The sequence below is a fragment of the Maribacter sp. MAR_2009_72 genome (genome assembly GCF_007827235.1).
Classification (GTDB): Bacteria; Bacteroidota; Bacteroidia; order Flavobacteriales; family Flavobacteriaceae; genus Maribacter; species Maribacter sedimenticola.
In genome coordinates, this window is record NZ_VISB01000001.1 from 2,319,715 (window position 1) to 2,338,391 (window position 18,677).

The 18,677-nt window shown below is 37.7% G+C and carries 9 protein-coding genes; all 9 read right to left on the minus strand.

Going from position 1 to position 18,677, the window contains the following annotated elements:
• Nucleotides 1-32 precede the first annotated feature (32 nt).
• The 9 genes from JM81_RS09685 to JM81_RS09725 all read right to left on the minus strand — a co-directional run bounded on the left by JM81_RS09685 (nucleotide 33) and on the right by JM81_RS09725 (nucleotide 18,658).
• Nucleotides 33-2,423, minus strand: coding sequence for an ABC transporter permease (locus tag JM81_RS09685; RefSeq protein WP_144802812.1), 2,391 nt, complete (start codon nucleotides 2,421-2,423; stop codon nucleotides 33-35).
• Nucleotides 2,424-2,465: 42 nt separating this feature from the next.
• The gene (locus tag JM81_RS09690) at nucleotides 2,466-4,865 is read right to left on the minus strand and encodes an ABC transporter permease (RefSeq protein ID WP_144802815.1); all 2,400 of its coding nucleotides are present in this window, start codon (nucleotides 4,863-4,865) and stop codon (nucleotides 2,466-2,468) included.
• Between the two features lie 254 nt (nucleotides 4,866-5,119).
• Entirely contained in the window at nucleotides 5,120-7,549 is a 2,430-nt protein-coding gene (locus tag JM81_RS09695) for an ABC transporter permease (RefSeq protein ID WP_144802818.1), read from the minus strand.
• A 36-nt stretch (nucleotides 7,550-7,585) separates the two neighbouring features.
• Nucleotides 7,586-10,018 (minus strand): ABC transporter permease, encoded by a 2,433-nt coding sequence (locus JM81_RS09700; protein WP_144802821.1) that lies wholly within the window; start codon nucleotides 10,016-10,018, stop codon nucleotides 7,586-7,588.
• A gap of 153 nt (nucleotides 10,019-10,171) precedes the next feature.
• Nucleotides 10,172-12,571, minus strand: a complete 2,400-nt coding sequence (locus JM81_RS09705; protein ID WP_144802824.1) for an ABC transporter permease — start codon at nucleotides 12,569-12,571, stop codon at nucleotides 10,172-10,174.
• A 104-nt stretch (nucleotides 12,572-12,675) separates the two neighbouring features.
• Nucleotides 12,676-15,093, minus strand: a complete 2,418-nt coding sequence (locus JM81_RS09710) for an ABC transporter permease (protein ID WP_144802827.1) — start codon at nucleotides 15,091-15,093, stop codon at nucleotides 12,676-12,678.
• A 150-nt stretch (nucleotides 15,094-15,243) separates the two neighbouring features.
• The gene (locus JM81_RS09715; RefSeq protein WP_089260837.1) at nucleotides 15,244-15,939 is read right to left on the minus strand and encodes an ABC transporter ATP-binding protein; all 696 of its coding nucleotides are present in this window, start codon (nucleotides 15,937-15,939) and stop codon (nucleotides 15,244-15,246) included.
• A 56-nt stretch (nucleotides 15,940-15,995) separates the two neighbouring features.
• On the minus strand, nucleotides 15,996-17,246 hold the full coding sequence (locus JM81_RS09720) for an efflux RND transporter periplasmic adaptor subunit (protein WP_144802829.1): 1,251 nt from the start codon (nucleotides 17,244-17,246) through the stop codon (nucleotides 15,996-15,998).
• Nucleotides 17,247-17,305: 59 nt separating this feature from the next.
• A complete protein-coding gene (locus JM81_RS09725) occupies nucleotides 17,306-18,658 on the minus strand; it encodes a TolC family protein (protein ID WP_144802832.1) in 1,353 nt (450 codons plus the stop codon).
• Between the last annotated feature and the right edge of the window lie 19 nt (nucleotides 18,659-18,677).

The window sequence follows — 18,677 nt, forward strand, 5'->3', positions numbered from 1 at the left end:
TTCTCGTTTTTGATTGATTGATGACGTATCTATCACTCCGTCCGTAAACTTTTTACAGGGTTTGCCAAAGCCGCACTTATGGCCTGAAAACTTACCGTAAACAGCGCTATAAAAAGGGCCAGTATTCCTGCTAATGCAAACACGGTCCAACCCAAGTCAACCCTATATGCAAAATCTTGCAGCCATTTGGTCATTAGCCAATATGCCATTGGGAACGCTATGGTAACAGCAACCAAAACCAATTTTAGGAAATCCTTGGACAACATTTGCGCAATACCTAATACAGAAGCGCCCAATACCTTCCTGACACCAATTTCCTTTTTACGTTGTTCTGCCGTATAAGCGGCCAAGCCAAAAAGACCCAAACAGGCTACAAAAATTGCCAATACGCAAAATATAAGCCCCATGAACGCTGTTTTACGTTCTTGTGCATAAAGGCGTTCCATATTTTTGTCCAAAAAGACATATTCAAAGGCGGCATCTGAAATAATGGATTCAAAGGTTGATTTCAATTGGTTCAATGTTTCCGTTAGGTCTGCACTTTTAACCCGCATAAGAACAAAGGATTTAGCCTCACTTCTATAATTATGAAACGCATAGGCCCCTATTGGCCTATGAAGAGATTCGTAATTAAAGTCATCCACTATTCCGGTTATTCTAGCTTTATTACCAAAACCTCCTATCAAAACATTTTTACCTATTGCTTCTTCCGGTGTATACCCCAAATAGTCTATGGCCTTTTTGTTCAGAACAACTTCTATAAGCGTATCTCCTTCCTGTTTTACCAATGGCAATGTTTTACCTGCCAACAGTTTTAATTTTAATAGCTCAATAACCTCGGCGTCTGAATGATTAGTACTTAATTGGAGACCACTTTCATCGTTCTCATTTTTGAACAACGTACGACCGCTAACGGAAATGCCCGGAAAACCTTGGGCCATGGCTACATCAGATACCGAACTTAGTGATTTAAACTCCTCTACCAATGTTTGTTTAATAGCTGCTCCACGTATTCCTCCCGTGGTTACAGCAATTGTATTTTCAGGTTCATAACCCAGTTTCTGTTGCTGCATAAATTGTAATTGCTGGTAAATAACCGTTACGGCAACTATTAAAACCACCGATGCCGCAAATTGCAGAACCACCAATCCTTTCCTTAAAGTTATAACCCCTTTACCACTGTTGGTACCTGTATTTAAAACAGCTTTTGGTGAGGACCTGGAAAGATAAAAAGCAGGATAGGAACCGGCAACCAAGCTGGTAATTAACCAGAACAAAGCCAATCCTAATAACATTTCTACGCGTAACAACAATGAAATTTGCAATTCCTGACCTGATATAGCATTAAATGCCGGAATCAATAAAGCCGAAATACCTATACCAATAAGCAGAGAAATAAATGTTACCAAGCCTGTTTCCGCATAAAAACGCACAACCAAACTTTTTGAGGATGCCCCTAAAGTTTTATTTATACCAACATCTTTGGTACGCTTTTGCGATTTTGCCGTCATCAAGTTCATGTAGTTGACACAAGCGATCAATAAAATCAATAGTGCAAGAAATGTCAAGTTGCGTATTTCAGCAATGTCCCCAATATTGTTTGAATAGGAATTGACATACCCTGCAGAAAATAAATGTACTTTTTCCAAAGGCTGCAATGAAAACGAGAACCATTGCCCTGCCTTATCTACATTTTTATCCAAAACCGTTTGCATTTGCATCTCTGTGGTAGCAACAGATGCATTAGGTTCTAACTGGACATAGGTCTCAAAACTGGAATTTCCCCAACTTGGCTCCTTATACGCAAAAGTGGAACTAAATGAACCTATGGCATTATATGAGATCGAACTGTTGGACGCAAAATCCTTAAAAACACCTATAACCTCTAAATGATCTTCATTGTCCACTAAAATAGTTTTCCCAATAGGGTTTTCACCGCCAAAATATTTTTTTGCCGTACTCTGGGACAAGGCTACCGTATTGGGTCTTTCCAAAGCCTTGTATGATTTGCCCTCTACGATCTGTATATTAAAAATCTCAAACAGTTCCGGGTCGCACCAGTAAAGTTCTTTTTCTAAAAAATTGGTGTTGCCAACCTTAACAAAAGCTGTTTCGCCAAAACCATGTCTTAAGATGCGGGCCGCCTTTTTTACGGTTGGTATATCAGTCTTAAGCGCTGGAGCTACTGCTGCGGGTGCCGTGCATAGTACTTGCTTATCATAACTTTCATCGGTATGGACCAAAACCCTAAAAATATCTTTCTTTTGCTCATATTCTGTATCAAAACTCCGTTCATAACTTATAAATAAGAATAGGACAATGGTAATGGCCAAGCCAAGGGAAAGCCCTAAAATATTTATTCCTGAGAACAATCTATTTGTCCTTAGACTTCTCCAAGCTATTTTTAAGTTGTTATTGAACATGATTTATTTTTTTGGTTTGATTGATACGTTGTGACCTTTCCCTTATTCCGTCCGCAAACTTTTTACAGGGTTTGCCCTTGCTGCCTTGATTGCCTGAAAACTTACGGTAGCAATGGTTACCAACATAGCTCCCATCATGGCCAAGGCAAAAATCCACCATTTAAGAATTACCCGATACGGATATTCCTGCAACCAACCGTTCATAATGAAATAAGCTATAGGTACTGCAATAAAACAAGAGATGACCACCAATTTTAAAAAGTCCTTGGAAAGCATGTTCCATACATTAAAAATAGAAGCGCCCAATACTTTACGTACACCTATTTCCTTTTTACGTTGTTCCGCCACAAATGATGTCAATCCAAATAGCCCCAAGCAACTAATTAAAATGGCAAGTGCCGTAAATACTCCGGACAGGGTTCCTATGCGTTCCTCGGATGCAAATTTTTCGCCATATTCACTATCAACAAAATCATATTCAAAAGGAATGTCAGGAAAATGCTCCTTAAACACTCGTTCTATCGTTGCAATATTTTGTGATGCACTTTTATCTGGATTTAATCTCAGGTTATAATAACTTGCATTATTGAACCGGTCATATACGTACATTCCTTGCTTTACCGGTTCATAAGGAGATTGCGTAATCATATCCTGAACCACCCCTATTATTTTTAATGGTGGATTTGGATCTTCATCATCATCGTCTCGTAACAACTGCCCTACAGGATTTTCCATTCCCAAATATTTTTTGGCCGTTTCATTGATAAGAACGCCCAAGGAATCCGTTGCAAAATCCCTTGAAAAATCCCTTCCTTCTACAATTTTCATATTAAGGGATTTTGCATATTCCGGAGAAACCTCGGTCCATGCCAAATCTTCTTGAAAACCTTCTGGTTTCCCCTCCCAAATAAAACCACTTCTATTGGACCATATTCTGGTGGTTGGGCTACTAGATGTTGACATTTCCACCACAGCACCTGAGCCAATGAATTCCGCCCGCATTAAATCATATTTTCCATTAAAGTCCTGACTAAAAGTGGGTATCTGTATTAACCCTTCCTTATCATACCCAACAGGACGGTCCTTTGCAAAATTTATCTGTTGCATAACAATAACGGTACCTATAATAAATGCAACGGAGACCGTAAATTGCAACACGACCAGTATCTTTCTGGGCAAACCTGCATATTTACCCGTTTTAAAAGTGCCCTTAAGCACATCTACGGGCCTAAAGGAAGAAAGATACAAGGCCGGATAACTCCCAGCCACTATTGCCGTGAACAATATAAATATCAAAGATGCCCCCCAAAACTTAATATTTCCCCAAGGAAAGGAAATCTCCTTTCTGGAGAGTTCGTTAAAACCGTTCAAGGATAACAGTACCATTAACAAGGCCACGACAAAAGCAAACAAAACCACAATAAAGGATTCACTCAAGAATTGATAGATCAATTGTCCTCTCTGTGATCCAATAGATTTACGTATACCTACTTCCTTGCCCCTTTTCTCTGAACGAGCCGTACTCAAATTCATAAAATTGATACACGCCAATAACAATACAAAAGCACCAATGATACCAAATAGCCATACATATTTTATACGACCACCTACTTGTTCACCATTTTCAAAATTACTTCTCAAGTACCAATCCTTCATAGGAAACAAAAAAATCCGAGCATCAAATTCCCTAGAATTTTCATTAAGGTCCTGTTTCACCATTTTAATGGAGTTGGATACTTGCTCCATTGTAGTATTATCCGCTAACTGTACAAACAATTGAAAGGAGTTGTTTCCCCAAGAATCCTCTGCATTACGAATCCATTCGTTTACTGCTAAATACTTCTCCCAAGGAATAATATAATCGGTGTCGTTAAAGGAGTTATTGACCGGTATATCCTTATATACCGCGCTGACATTCAACTTGTGCTCATTGCTTACCGTGACCGTTTTACCTATTGGATCTTCATTACCGAACAAGGCACCTGCGGTGGATGCGGATAACATAATAGAATTGATTTCGCGTAACCCATCCTTTTCGCCTTTTATAATTTCTAGGCCAAAAAGTTCCGGTCCATTTGGCTGCATATAATTACCCGGTCTGGATATGTTCTTTTCATCATATTTTAAGTAATGGTCATTGGTCCAAGAACACATGATCACGTGTTTAAAACTATCGCCATAACCATCTTTTAAGGCTTTCTCCAAAGGTCTTGGAATGGCAGGGCCGGTACTTGTTTCACCATTAAAGGTTTGCGATTGAAAAACTTGGGCAATACGATCTTTATTTTTAAAATAGTCGTTATAGGTAAGTTCATCTTGAATCCATAGCCCAATGATTAATGTTACTGCCATCCCTAGGGCTAGACCTCCAACATTGATAATGGTATATCCTTTGTTCTTAAGAAGATTTCGCCAGGCTATTTTTAGATAGTTTTTAAACATGATTGTTCGTTTTTTGATTGATGCTTATTTGGTTCTAAACAGTGATTGTTGATTGATGACCATAAATTTAAACCTAAATTCGTGCCACACTACTAATACATTGTTTATCAATTGCTTACAATAAAACACATAAATTTATATGTAAAATAATTTGACAACAGTTGTACAATATATTTACAAAGACTGCTTAAAAATGAGAATGTTACACCATTCTAATCAATGGAAAACGAGATTTAGTATGTTATTTTCATGTACTACTCCGATCGTAAACTTTTTACCGGGTTTGCTGCTGCAGATTTTAATGATTGCAGTCCCACGGTCAAAAATGTAATCACCATAACAAGTACACCACTTGCTAAAAAGACCCACCACTTAATTTCAATACGATACGTAAAACCTTCTAACCATCTAGAAGCAAAGTAATAGGCTATTGGTGATGCCAGTACAAAAGCAATGAGTACCAGTTTAATAAAGTCCTTCGTTAGTAATTTAACTACAGACTGTACACTTGCGCCCAGCACTTTGCGTACACCTATTTCTTTTTTCTTTTGCTCTGCTACATATGAGATAAGTCCAAATAAGCCCAAACAGCTTATGAATATTGCCAAAATGGTAAATCCTACAGAGATAAACCCTAAACGCTTTTCTTCTTCGTATAACTTTTCTACTTCTTTATCTACAAATCGATAATCAAAAGGAATATTACTTAAGGTAGATTTCCATTGTTGTTCCAAACCTTGTAGCAACTGACCATAGTTATCGGTGTTTGCCTTAATAAACAGCCAATTAGGTTCCATTTCCTTATGCAAGAACAGAGGCTGAATCTCTTCTTTTAAGGAAGCAAAATGATAATTTTTTACCACACCTATAATTCGTAATTCTTCAATTTCATCGCCATAACTTTGCATCAAGGTGGCACTTAACGCGTTTTCAATATCAATATTAAAAGCTTTTAGCGTAGCCTCGTTCACTATGATTTGGTCTACGGTATCGGCAGTATTAAAATCCCTACCTTTCAACAATTCTATACCCATGGTGTTAAAATAGCCATCGCTAACACCATTACGTTTTACCACTGTTTTATTTTCCTTATTTCCGCCAGGCAAGTAAAATCCGTTATCTGCTAATATAATTTCCGATGGCGAATAATTTCCACTTGACACTTGCAATACGCCCGGTACTTTTAAAAATGATGCTTTTAAAGATTCAATCTTATTAGATGATTCTTCGGTCCCTACCCGCAATGCTAGAAGATTATCTTTTTTATACCCTAAGTCTTTGGTTTGGGCATATTTAAATTGTTGACCTATAATAATTACCGTGCTTATTAAACATATAGAAATTACAAATTGAAATACCACCAAAGCTTTTCTAAACGTACCACTACCAGATTGCAAAATAGCCGAACTCTTTAACGCTCTTACCGGCTTTATAGAAGATAGGACAATAGCCGGATAAACACCGGAAGCCAACCCTGTAACTACCCCTATAGCCAATAATAATACCACAATCTGCCATTGATATAAGCTTGTATAGGTCAATGATTCTTGTGTAACTTCATTTACAAATGGCAAAAGCAATATAACTATAGGTATACTGATCAACATGGCGAATATGGACAGTAACAACGACTCGCCCAAAAATTGCCGCATTAATGCATTTTTACCTGCACCAACTACCTTTCTAACCCCAATTTCACGCGCCCTTTTACTTGCCCTAGCCGTACTTAGATTTATAAAATTAATACATGCCACCAATTGTATAAAAAATGCCAAACTCAGTAAAAAATAAAGGTAGGTACTATTAGATACGCGATCCAGCTGATTTTTTCTACCGTTGGAGTATAAGTGAATATCAGTAACTTTTGTAAGCTCTAGCGTCTTACTGCTCATACCGGCATCTTTTAAATCTTGTGCTCCTCTATCTTCCATAAACTGGGGCAATTTTCGTTGTAGACCTAAACCACTACCATTTGAAGTCAATTTTACATAACTATACGCAAAATTATTGGTTGCAAAGCTCTGGAAGTTCTGCACAAAGGTTCCCATTCCCGGGGTACTCATGCTTACAATGTAACTAGGATTAAAATGCGTTTTATAAGCCTTTTCATCATAAACTCCTTTTACGGTAAGGGTTAATGCACTTTCTCCACTGCCCCAAACCACAGTTTTGTCCAAAGGACTGGTTTTGCCGAATAACTTATCGGACAAATATGATGACAGCATTACGGTATTGGGTTCATCTAAAGCCGTTTTTTCATCACCTTCAAGTATTTTAAAATTGAATACTTTGAAAAAAGTTGAATCTGCTAAATAGACCCTTGGTTCATAGTAAGCATCTTTGCTATTTGTCGCTCTTATTAGTGGACTGTAAAATGCATCGGTCAATACAACTCTGGTTGCTTCTTCTACCTCGGCAAAATCTTCTTTTAATGCAAATGCTATTGGTGGCGACGAGGTGGCGGAATCAAAAGATTCTTGACCATCACGATCTATAATTGTCTCCACCCTATAAATTGATGACGCCTGGTTATGGTGCTGATCATAACCCAACTGCGCAAATACATATAACAATATTACTAAACAGCTTACGGTACCAAGCGTAAGACCCAAAAAGTTTATAATAGTTTGCTGCTTGTTCTTTATTAAATTACGCCAAGCTATTTTGATATAATTCTTTAACATGATGTTCTTTTTGATTGATGAAGTTTGATGCTTTGCTTACTCTGACCGTAAACTCTTCACGGGATTAACGATTGCCGCTTTTATACTTTGGTAGCTTACCGTTAGTATTGCTACGATAATGGCAAGCACAGCTGCCAACAGGAATACCCCAACACCAATCTCAATTCTGTATGAGAAATCTTCAAGCCATTTATTCATGACAAACCAGCCTATGGGCAAAGAAATCAATATGGCTACGCCTACCAATTTTAGGAAATCTACCGTAAGCCGATATGAAATCTGACTTACAGTAGCCCCCAATACTTTTCTAACGCCAATTTCTTTAGTGCGCTTCTCAGCATTAAAGGCAGCTAATCCAAATAATCCCAAACAAGCAATGAAAATGGATAGAATAGTAAAAATGAAAAATATCTGACTCAGTTTTTGTTCTGCTTCATAAGTGGTATTAAAGGCCTCATCCATAAACCGGAAATCGAAAGGTTGACCTGGTGCCATGGTGTTCCACGTATTTTCAATGGCTTTAATATTATCTGCATAATTTCCTCCACTCATTCTTACCGCCATGTTTTGGGCATTTGAATTTAAATGCATACCCAAGGCACTAATATTTGTACGCAGCGTTCTATAATGAAAGTCTTTAACCACTCCAATTATGGTATAGTAGGTAGGGTTTTCTTGTTCTATTTCTTCTGATATACGTAAGCCTAATGCTTCTTCTGCCGTTACATTTAAAATAGGCAGCGTAGATTCATTGATTATTATGGCTGTAGAATCCGATGCATACGTCGGGTTAAAATCACGACCGGCAACCAGTTCCATTTCCATAGTTTTTAGATAGTCTGTATCTACATCCCACTCTTGCATTTGAATGGCACTTTCTTGATCTCTAGAACCTTCTTCAAAGAACGAAGTATCTGACCGCCAAGATGGCGTTGGATAATAATTGCTTAACGTAGCACTCTCTACAAAACCCATATTCGCAATCTGTTCTTTAAAAGTCTTGGTTTTGGACCCTAATGCACCCATTTCGTTTATTAGCAATACTTGGTCCTTGGTGAAGCCCAAATCTTTATTCTGTATGTAATTCAATTGCTGAAATACTACCAAGGTGCTGATAATAAGAAATACCGAAATTGAAAATTGAAAAATTACCAAGGCATTACGTACCCTACCATTGCCCACACTTTCAGTACTATTACCTTTTAACGTTTTAACGGGTGTAAACCTCGACATAAAAAATGCAGGATAACTTCCTGACAACAGCCCAAGTAACATAGTTGCCCCTATTAATGCCAGCCAGAATAAGGGCTGCGTAAACGGTATTGCAATTGATTTACCCGTAAAGCTATTGAAAAAGGGCAATGCTACCAGGGTCATCAAAAGTGCCACTAATAAGGACACAAATGCAATTAATCCTGATTCGGTTAAAAATTGAAAGACCAAATTCAGTTTATTTGAGCCCAAGGTTTTTCGCACCCCTACTTCTTTGGCTCTCTTTAACGAATGAGCCGTAGACAAATTCATAAAATTAACACTTGCCAAAATGATCAAAAACAGCCCTATAAAAGAAAGAATGTAGATATTCTGAATACTGCTCGTTGCACTCATTTCCGAGCTTTTATCTGAATGCAAATGAATATCGGTCAAGGGCATGGTGTGGTATCGAATATAATTACCAGATGCCGCAAACGACTCTGCCGTCATACCTGGAAAATATTTTTGTGCCCATGGTAACATGTAGCGCTCTAACATGTCTTGCAAGGGTCCTTGAAAATCTTCTACCGATGCTCCCGGTAGTAGTTTTATAAACGTAAAATAATTATTTCCGCCCCAATTGTCTTCTCTAGATGCTACGTTGCCCGCCATTGCTAAAAACACACTATAATCATTGAAATAGGAATTTTTGGGCATATCTTCAATGACACCGGTTACCGTATACGTATCTGTATTATCCAATAATAAATTCTGACCAATGACATCTGTAGCACCAAAATGTTTTTCGGCTGCGGTTTTGGTCAATACTAACGAGTTGGTACCCGTTAATGCTGTTTTTGCATTACCCGCAAGTAAGTCTATCCCAAAGAATTCAAAAACAGTGGAATCGGCATAGGTAATATAGTTTTCTTTGGCACTTTTATTTCCTCCAACTTTCTTAACATAAGCACTACCTATAGTTCTAAAGCGCACTGAAGCATCTACCTGCGGATAGTCCCTTTTTAAAGTTTCCGCCATTGGTGCGGCAGCTTCCCCAGCCTTAATTTCCGCTCCACCAAATTTGATATCAGAATCTATACGATAAATCCTATCTGCATCGGCAAACATTTTATCGTAGCTAAGTTCGTCGTAGATATATAGCGATATAATCAATGCCCCTGCCATACCTATGGCTAGTCCGAATGTATTTAGAAAAGTGAAAAAGGCTTGCTTCTTTAAACTCCTCCAGGCAATTTTTAGATAGTTCTTAAACATGGTTCTCGTTTTTTGGTGCTTGATTAAAACTCATCAAATTCTAATTTCATGCCATTAATTCAAACTATTGATTATCAGTCATTTATGTTTAAATATAAATACTAAGTGTCAAATATTTGGACAAAATGTGTCTAAATAATGTACAGTAAAGTTTTATTCCGTACGTAAACTTTTGATAGGATTCGCCCGTGCTGATTTAATGGCATGATAGCTTACTGTTAAAATAGCAACGGCTACCGCCATAATACCTGCCAAGGCAAACACCCACCAGTTGATTTCGACCTTGTAAGCATAAACATTCAACCAATTATCCATAGCGTACCATGCAAATGGCGTTGCAATTACAATTGCAATGATGACCAACTTTATAAAGTCTTTTGACAATAATGTGACAATACTAGAAACTTCTGCTCCCAATACTTTTCGTATCCCTATTTCTTTGGTTCGCAACATGGCACTATACGTTGCCAAGCCAAATAAGCCCAAACATGCTATGAATATGGCTAAAAAAGAAAATAGGGTAAACAGCTTTTTAAATCTAAAATCCGCTTGGTACTGTTCATTAAAACTATCATCTAAAAAGCTGTACAAGAATGGTCTGTGTGGTGCTAAAGTTGCCCATTTTTCCTCAATATTGGCTATTGACCGCTGCATATCATCTGTCTTTACCTTTAAGGAAATATACCTTCCATATTGAGAGTAACGCATGGATAGCGGAGCTACTTCTTGATGTAGGGATATGTAATTAAAATCTTTAACGACCCCTACAATGGTTCCTTCACGACCCCATTGCTGAAATTTTTTACCAATAATTTCAGAAGGGTCTGCATAACCAAATGATTTTACTGCAGCTTCATTTACGACCATAGCACTTAACGAATCTGAAACAAATTCCCTTGAGTACGCTCTGCCTGCTACTACTTCAATATTATAATGTGGTATAAAATCAAAATCTATTTCATACAAAAATGGCTCAAAATGTTCCATATTGCCTTCAAATGTTTCTATCTCTGTTCCGGCAGCCGGAAAATGACCTCCTGGCACTGTGCGTGAACTAGCTACAGATGTTACTTCTGGCAAATTTTTAAGTTCATTTTTTACGGTTTCTATCTTATCCAAAACTTCACCGTCCCAATTATAATCGATGACCAATTGTTGCTCATTGTCAAACCCAAGATTTTTGTTCAACATAAAACTTAGTTGAAAATAAACGATAACCGTACTTGCTATCAATGCAATAGATAAACTGAATTGAAAAATTACCAAACCTTTACGTAAGTTCACCCCTTGCGGAGAGGAACTTATCAGTCCTTTTAAAACACTGGCGGGTTTGAATCCCGACAAAATAAATGCAGGGTAGCTTCCCGCAAATAAACCGGTAATAATTGCCGTACCAAAATATAATGGCAACATATAAGAGCTAAAGATATCACCTATTATAAACTGCTTACCTGTAATATTCGATAACCACGGCATGCACACAAAAACAAGTAATAACCCTATGGAAGCAGATATCAAAACCATTACTAAGGATTCACCCAAAAATTGATAGACCAATCCTTTCTTATCGGCACCAATAACTTTTCTAACTCCTACTTCTCTGGCGCGTTCCATAGACCTTGCAGTCGCCAAATTCATAAAATTGATGCTGGCAATGACAAGTATAAATAAGCCTATAACACCAAAAATATAGATATTGGGCAGGCTGCCAACTATACCAGGTTGGCGAACAGCATCTGAATTCAAATAGGCGTCCTTTAACGGTTCAAATGCTACATTATAGTAATATTCCTTTTCTTCCTCTGACCTATGTTTATCTAAAAACACAGGCATTTTTGATTGAAAATCTTCAACATTAAAATTATCGTTTACCAAGAAATACGTATAAAAATCCACATATCCCCAAGACTCAAAAATATTTGGTCTTGTTTGATAAAACGAACTCATAGAGAGTAAAACATCAAAATTAAAATGCGAGTTTTTGGGCACATCTTTCATGACACCGGTTACGGTATATTGCCCATCATTGGCTCTGCCGCCAACACCTTCCATCACCTTACCCATTGGATCTTCATCACCAAAATACTTATTTGCCGTACTTTCTGTCAACACCACAGAATATGGTGCTTCTAGAGCTGTTCTAGGATTTCCCGAAAGTAATGGCCAAGTAAAAACACTAAAGACCGAAGCATCCACATAGAAGCAATCACTCTCTTGAAAAGAATTAGAGTTGTATTCCAACAAAACATCCGACCTACCCGAAAACTGTACTTTTTCAATTACCTCAGAAAAATCTTCTTTTAGAGCCGGTCCTATAGGTGCATTTCCCCAAATCCACTTGTCTTTTACATCGCTCGATCCCATATGGTGTACCACTCTATAAATTTGATCGCCTTTTGTATGATACTTATCATAGGAAAGCTCATTGTTAATGAACATTAAGATCATTAAAAAACAAGCCATGCCAATTGCTAGTCCGCCAATATTAATAATTGAATAGCCTTTATTCTTAGTTAGGTTTCTCCAAGCGATTTTTAAATAGTTTTTGAACATGACTCTCGTTTTTAGTCCTCCCCCTAGCCCCTTCAAAGGAGGGGTAACGGATTGGAGATTATTATTTACTCCCTTCTCTTCGGGAAGGGCTGTATATGGGACAATTATTCTTTCCTTAAGCTTTTTAATGGCTGAATCAATGCGGCACCAATAGATTGATAGCTTATGGTCAAAATAGCTATGGTCAGTGCAATGAATCCTGCGGTAAAGAATATTCCCCAACCAATAGTGATGTGATAGGCGAAATCTTCTAACCAACGGCTCATTAAATACCACCCTACAGGTACGGCAATGGCGATAGAAATTATAATCAGTTTCATAAAATCTACGGTAAGCAATTTATAGATGCTTTTAAACGGAGCCCCTAAAACCAAACGGATGCTGATTTCTTTTTTACGTTGTTCTACCATAAAGGCAGATAGTGCAAACAAACCTAAACAAGCAACTAAAATGGCGAATAAGGCAAAGCTGTTGAATATTTTACCCATGCGTTTCACATCATCGTGCATATGGCTGAACTCTTGATCTAAAAAACTATAATTAATGGACTGACTGGGCACATTTTTATCCCAAACCGAAGTAATTGAAGCCAAGGCTTCATTCACATTTCCTTTTTCCAACTTTAGCGATATAGACCCTAAATCTTTACCGATTACGAGCGATAGCGAAGAAATATCTTCTTTTAAGGACTTAAAATGAAAATCATCTATTACACCTATGACCTTAAACTGTTGACCGTTATTGTTTATTTCTTTGCCAATTGCATTTTCTAAGCCCAATTCACGTTGCATATTTGCATTTATAATAATTGAGTTCAAAGCATCAGACGCAAATTGCTTAGAAAAATCTCTTCCTGTTTTAACCGTAATACCAAGCGTTTTAATGTAATCATAATCTACTCTCCAGATTTGGGCAGGTATACCTCTACCTTCATTTCCTTCATCTTCCCTTCTAAATGTATTACCGTTTCTACTACCACCATCTACCGGCAAATAATTAGAAATGGTAGCCGATTTCACTTGTGGCAATTGAAGTAGTTGTTCTTTAAAATTTTCAGCACTTTCCCCTAAGATTCCGGTACCTTCTAGAACAACAACCTGTTCCTTATCATACCCCAATTCTTTTTGAAGAATAAAGTCCATTTGTTTGTAAATAATCAAGGTGGCAATGATCAGCACTACCGATGTAGTAAATTGAAAGACAACGAGTCCGCTCCTTAATTTGCCACTTTTACTGCCAATACTAAGACTTCCCTTTAAAACATTTACCGGTTTAAATGCCGATAAATAAAATGCCGGATATAAGCCCGCCAAAGCTCCTACCAAAAGAGCAGCAACTACTATTACCGGAACAAACCACCAAGCAGACCAAGGCATTTCTATCGCTTTTGATGCCATGTTGTTAAATGTTGGAAGTAATGCCCAAGTCAATAGCACGCCCAATAGAAAAGACACAAAACTAAACACCATAGATTCGGTCAAGAATTGCGTTATCAAATTGCTTTTATAAGCACCAATGGTTTTTCTTAAGCCAACTTCTTTAGCCCTATTGGCTGACTTTGCGGTAGAAAGATTAATAAAGTTGATTACCGCCAATAATAACACAAAACCGGCAACAGCGGCAAAAAGCCAAACAAAACGTATATCGCCATGCTTTAGACCATCTGCCATTTTAGTGTCTGAATACAGATGAATATCGGTTATGGGCTGTAGTTTGTACTTCATGGTTCTAAGCACCTCAATAAAGTCTGGAGCACGCCCTCGTTCGCGCTGTGCAGGTATAATATAGTCTTCAACAATAGAAACCATTTTTTGCTCCAATTCCTGCACGTTCGTATGGTCATCTACCAACACATAGGTAAAATAATTCTGGTTGGTCCAGTTTGCATTGGTATCTTCTATAGGTAGAAGAAAATCATAGGCCAGATGTGAGTTTTTTGGAGCATCTTCCATGACCCCGGTTACCGTATACGGAGTACTCTCATCATTATCTAAAATGATGGTTTCGCCCAAAATTTTATCCCCATTAAAATACTTTGCCGCTTTGGTTTCCGATATGACAATACTTTTTGGATTTGCCAATGCGGTTTTAGGATTACCTTGTTGCAACTTCACTTCCAAAAGTTCAAATGCTTCTTGATCCGCAAGCATAAAGCCGGTTTCCAAGTTATTTTGAGCTGCCCCAGCTAAGCGAATACCGCGTTTACCTGCACCAAAAATTTCAATTGTATTTATTTTCCCTGCCTTTTTTATTTCTGGAAAATCATTTTGCAAGGCTTCTGAAAAGGGTAATTGAAAGTGAGTGCTTTTCATGACTTCACCTTTGTACATGCCTTCTAACACTACTCTATATAACTGATTTTTTTTGGTATAGTGCTGATCATAACCCACTTCATTGTGAATGTATAAGGCTATTAAAAGACAGGCCGCTATACCAACAGAAAAGCCACCAATTTTAATGGTGGCAAATAGCGTATCCTTCTTAATACTTCTCCAGGCTATTTTAAGATGGTTTCTGAACATGGCTCTCGTTTTTATTGATCGATGATTTAATTATTATCCGTGATTAAGGGATAAGTTTGGTTGGTTTGATTTGGTTGATTACTTATTGCCTGTCCCCACCTGAACATTGTTCAATGACGGACAAAATGATTGATTGATAAATAAACTCCCTTACATCATGGCACCTATAGCCCTATTCTGACTTTCAGTTACGATTTGACCGTCGAATAGATTTACAACTCTATGCGCGTAATGTGAGTCTCTGTCCGAGTGTGTTACCATTACTATTGTGGTTCCTTCTTGGTTTAATTCTGTCAACAAGTTCATTACTTCAATTCCGTTTTTAGAATCCAAGTTCCCCGTTGGCTCATCGGCAAGTATCAATTTCGGATTGGTAACCACCGCCCGAGATATGGCCACACGTTGCTGCTGACCACCTGATAATTGCTGAGGAAAATGTTTTTCCCTATGCGCTATTTTCATACGCTCCAACACTTTCATTACTTTCTCCTTACGTTCTGCCTTTCCCATTTTCAAATAGATCAATGGTAGCTCTACGTTTTCAAAAACGGTAAGCTCATCTATCAAATTAAAGCTTTGAAAGACAAAACCTAAATTACCCTTACGCAGTTGGGTACGTTGACTTTCCTTTAAACCACCAACTTCATTGCCGGCAAAATTGTAGCTACCCTCCGTTGGGTTATCCAGCATACCAATAATATTCAACAAAGTAGACTTGCCACAACCGGACGGACCCATAATTGCGACGAACTCCCCGTCCTCTACTTTTAGGTTGACATTGTTCAACGCCAAGGTTTCTACTTCTTCTGTTCTAAAACTCTTTTTTAGGTTTGTAATGGTTATCATTTTTCCTTCTTTTTGATTGTTATAATGACATCGAAAATTCTCTGATGTGACAGTTTTTATTTTAAGACGATTCTTTCCGCTTCCCCGAAATTATCGTAGTTACTAGTTATTACTTTTTCCCCTGGTTCCAAGCCTTCCAATACTTCATAGTATCTAGAATTCTGTTTCCCTATTCTAATATTTCTTTTAATGGCTTCTCCCCCATCTGGATTTACTACAAATATCCATTGCCCGCCGGTACTCTGAAAAAAGCTTCCTTTTGGTAATAACAGCGCATCGTTAGATTCACCCAATTGTAATTTAATATTGTAACTCTGTCCTGAACGTATGGTCTCTGGCTTATTATCCGTAAATACCAAATCTACCTTGAACCTACCGTTTCTAACCTCTGGATATACTTTACGTAAACGCAACGGAAATTCTGCGCCATTACGCTCTAAAACCGCAGTAAGGTCTCTTTTTACACGATCAATATAATGCTCGTCTATATCTGCCTCTATTTTATAATCTGTTAATACATTGATTTGCCCTATGCGTTGCCCTTGAGCAATACTCTGACCAATTTCGGCATCTAAAAACCCTAATTGACCATCTGCAGGAGCCCGTACATTTAAATGATCCAGCCTTTGGTACACCATACCCAATGTTTTTTGCATACGTGCCAAATCTGTATCCAGACCTCTTAATGAAGTTTCCCTTAATTCATCATCTTGCTCTGTCTGTAGCTTTACAATTTCATACTGCTTTTGAGACAGTTCATAATTTTCTTTTGATAGTTGATAGGCTTCCCTAGATATTAATTCCTCATCGAACAACGCTTTGTTCTGTTCGTAATTTCTCTTTAACCGCTGCAGATCTGTACTTGCCGTTGCCAATGACTTTCTACCTTCTACCTGTCTAGAATCGAAATTCAATTTTGTGGAACGCAGATCGTTTTGCTTTAATGCCAGGTTACTTTCACTCGCCAAAATCTGTTCGTACAGATTCATGTTTTCCAGCTTTAAGATGATATCGCCTTTTTTGACCATAGCACCTTCTTCTATTAACTTTTCGCTTACACGACCACCTTCATAGGCATCCATATAAATAGTTGCAATAGGCGCAACGTTACCGTTAATGGTAATATAATCATCGAACTTTCCTGCAGACACCTCAGCCACCGATAGTTTATCTTTCTCGGTTCTAAATGTGGATACCGAACTGGCAAATAACAATTGATAGCCTACAAATAGAAGTAATAGCCCCAATGCAATGTAACCGTAGTGTTTTGGCTTCAATCCTTTTTTCTTTTCTAATTTTATATCCATGGTAATCGTTTGTTCGTTCTTCGTTCTTCGTTATTCGTTTGTTCGTTCCAAATAAAAATTTAGTTGGCTTCGATATTAAATACTGGTAGTCCTCGGTAAAAGTCCAATGTGCTTTTATTGATCTCTGAACGTAGTTTCACCTGTAAATTCTCATTTTGTGCACTCGCATATAAATTTTTGGCGGTAAAAAGCTCTAGAGCATTTATCAGTCCTTTTTCATATCTTTTTTGAGCAATGGTAAAGGCTAAATTCTGCGCCTCCATTTTTTGGTTGCTCTGCACCAATTCTACTACTAATGAATTATAATCTTGCACTAATTGCTGAATGGTTTGAAACAGCTCTTGCTCTTGTGTCTTTAAATTATTCTCTGCACGAAGCTTTTCTATTTTAGATTGCTTCACCTGTGATCGTGCAGACCAACCGTTACTAATGGGCACACTTAAGTTTACCCCTAAATATTGCGAGGTATTGTCTCTAAATTGCTGCCTAAAAGGCAAGGTATTCCCCAATGTATCTCTTGTAGTTTCAAAATACCCAGTACCAATACCTGCAAAGAAAGAAAGTGACGGGTACAATCTTCCCCTGGAGACCGCAACTTGCTTTTTTGCTGCCTTGGCTCTTAATTCCTGTGCTTTTATCAATGGTAAAAACTCGCGAGCTTCGTTGTAAACAGAATCAGATGTTATTTCGTTAAAAGCTGCATCTGCCACTACTTGCGGCAGTTCTTTTGTTATTTCAATTTCAGAGGTGTTCTCCAAGTTCATTTCTTGAATCAAGGTTAATTTTGCCGTCGCCAATTGATTGGCACTTTGTGTTACGTTCAATTTATCGGTCAATAGTAACGACTCTGCCTCATAAAGATCGGCACCGGCTTTTAAACCTAATTCTACCTGCTTTTCTACCAAACTGTAATTGGTTTGCGATACCGTTAATTGTTCTTTTGAGATTTCTACCAATCCTTCAAAAAACTGAATATCATAAAAGGCTTGCATTACCCTAAATGCCAGTAAATATTTTTGTTGCAGCACATCTTCTTTGGTTGCCTTGAACAATAATTTAGATGCTTTAATGGCATTTATTTTTTGAAATCCCCGAAACAAATCAATGGAGGACTCCAACGAATAATTATTAGAGTAGAAATCCTGATTTACAAATGTTCCCGTATTGGGATCTTCTGCCCTACCATAATTAACAAGATAACTAGATGATGCATTTACCGAAGGCAACAAGTTACGAACCGATTGTCTATAGGTTTCTTTATTAGATTGATTGGTATACTTAAAATCATTCAACTGTAAATTATGCGCTAAGGCATATGAAACACATTCATCTAATGTCCAACTTTCTTGGGCAAATACAGATGCCCAAATGGTCAGCAGCAAAAGTGTCGTTATTTTAAATCTTTTGATCATTTCTCTATTGGTATGCCAT

Excerpts from the sequence above, each read along its gene's own strand:
- JM81_RS09720 (WP_144802829.1), bottom strand. The coding sequence starts at position 17,246 with ATGGATATAAAATTAGAAAAGAAAAAAGGATTGAAGCCAAAACACTAC.
- JM81_RS09685 (WP_144802812.1), bottom strand. The coding sequence starts at position 2,423 with ATGTTCAATAACAACTTAAAAATAGCTTGGAGAAGTCTAAGGACAAAT.
- JM81_RS09705 (WP_144802824.1), bottom strand. The coding sequence starts at position 12,571 with ATGTTCAAAAACTATTTAAAAATCGCTTGGAGAAACCTAACTAAGAAT.
- JM81_RS09690 (WP_144802815.1), bottom strand. The coding sequence starts at position 4,865 with ATGTTTAAAAACTATCTAAAAATAGCCTGGCGAAATCTTCTTAAGAAC.
- JM81_RS09725 (WP_144802832.1), bottom strand. The coding sequence starts at position 18,658 with ATGATCAAAAGATTTAAAATAACGACACTTTTGCTGCTGACCATTTGG.
- JM81_RS09715 (WP_089260837.1), bottom strand. The coding sequence starts at position 15,939 with ATGATAACCATTACAAACCTAAAAAAGAGTTTTAGAACAGAAGAAGTA.
- JM81_RS09700 (WP_144802821.1), bottom strand. The coding sequence starts at position 10,018 with ATGTTTAAGAACTATCTAAAAATTGCCTGGAGGAGTTTAAAGAAGCAA.
- JM81_RS09695 (WP_144802818.1), bottom strand. The coding sequence starts at position 7,549 with ATGTTAAAGAATTATATCAAAATAGCTTGGCGTAATTTAATAAAGAAC.
- JM81_RS09710 (WP_144802827.1), bottom strand. The coding sequence starts at position 15,093 with ATGTTCAGAAACCATCTTAAAATAGCCTGGAGAAGTATTAAGAAGGAT.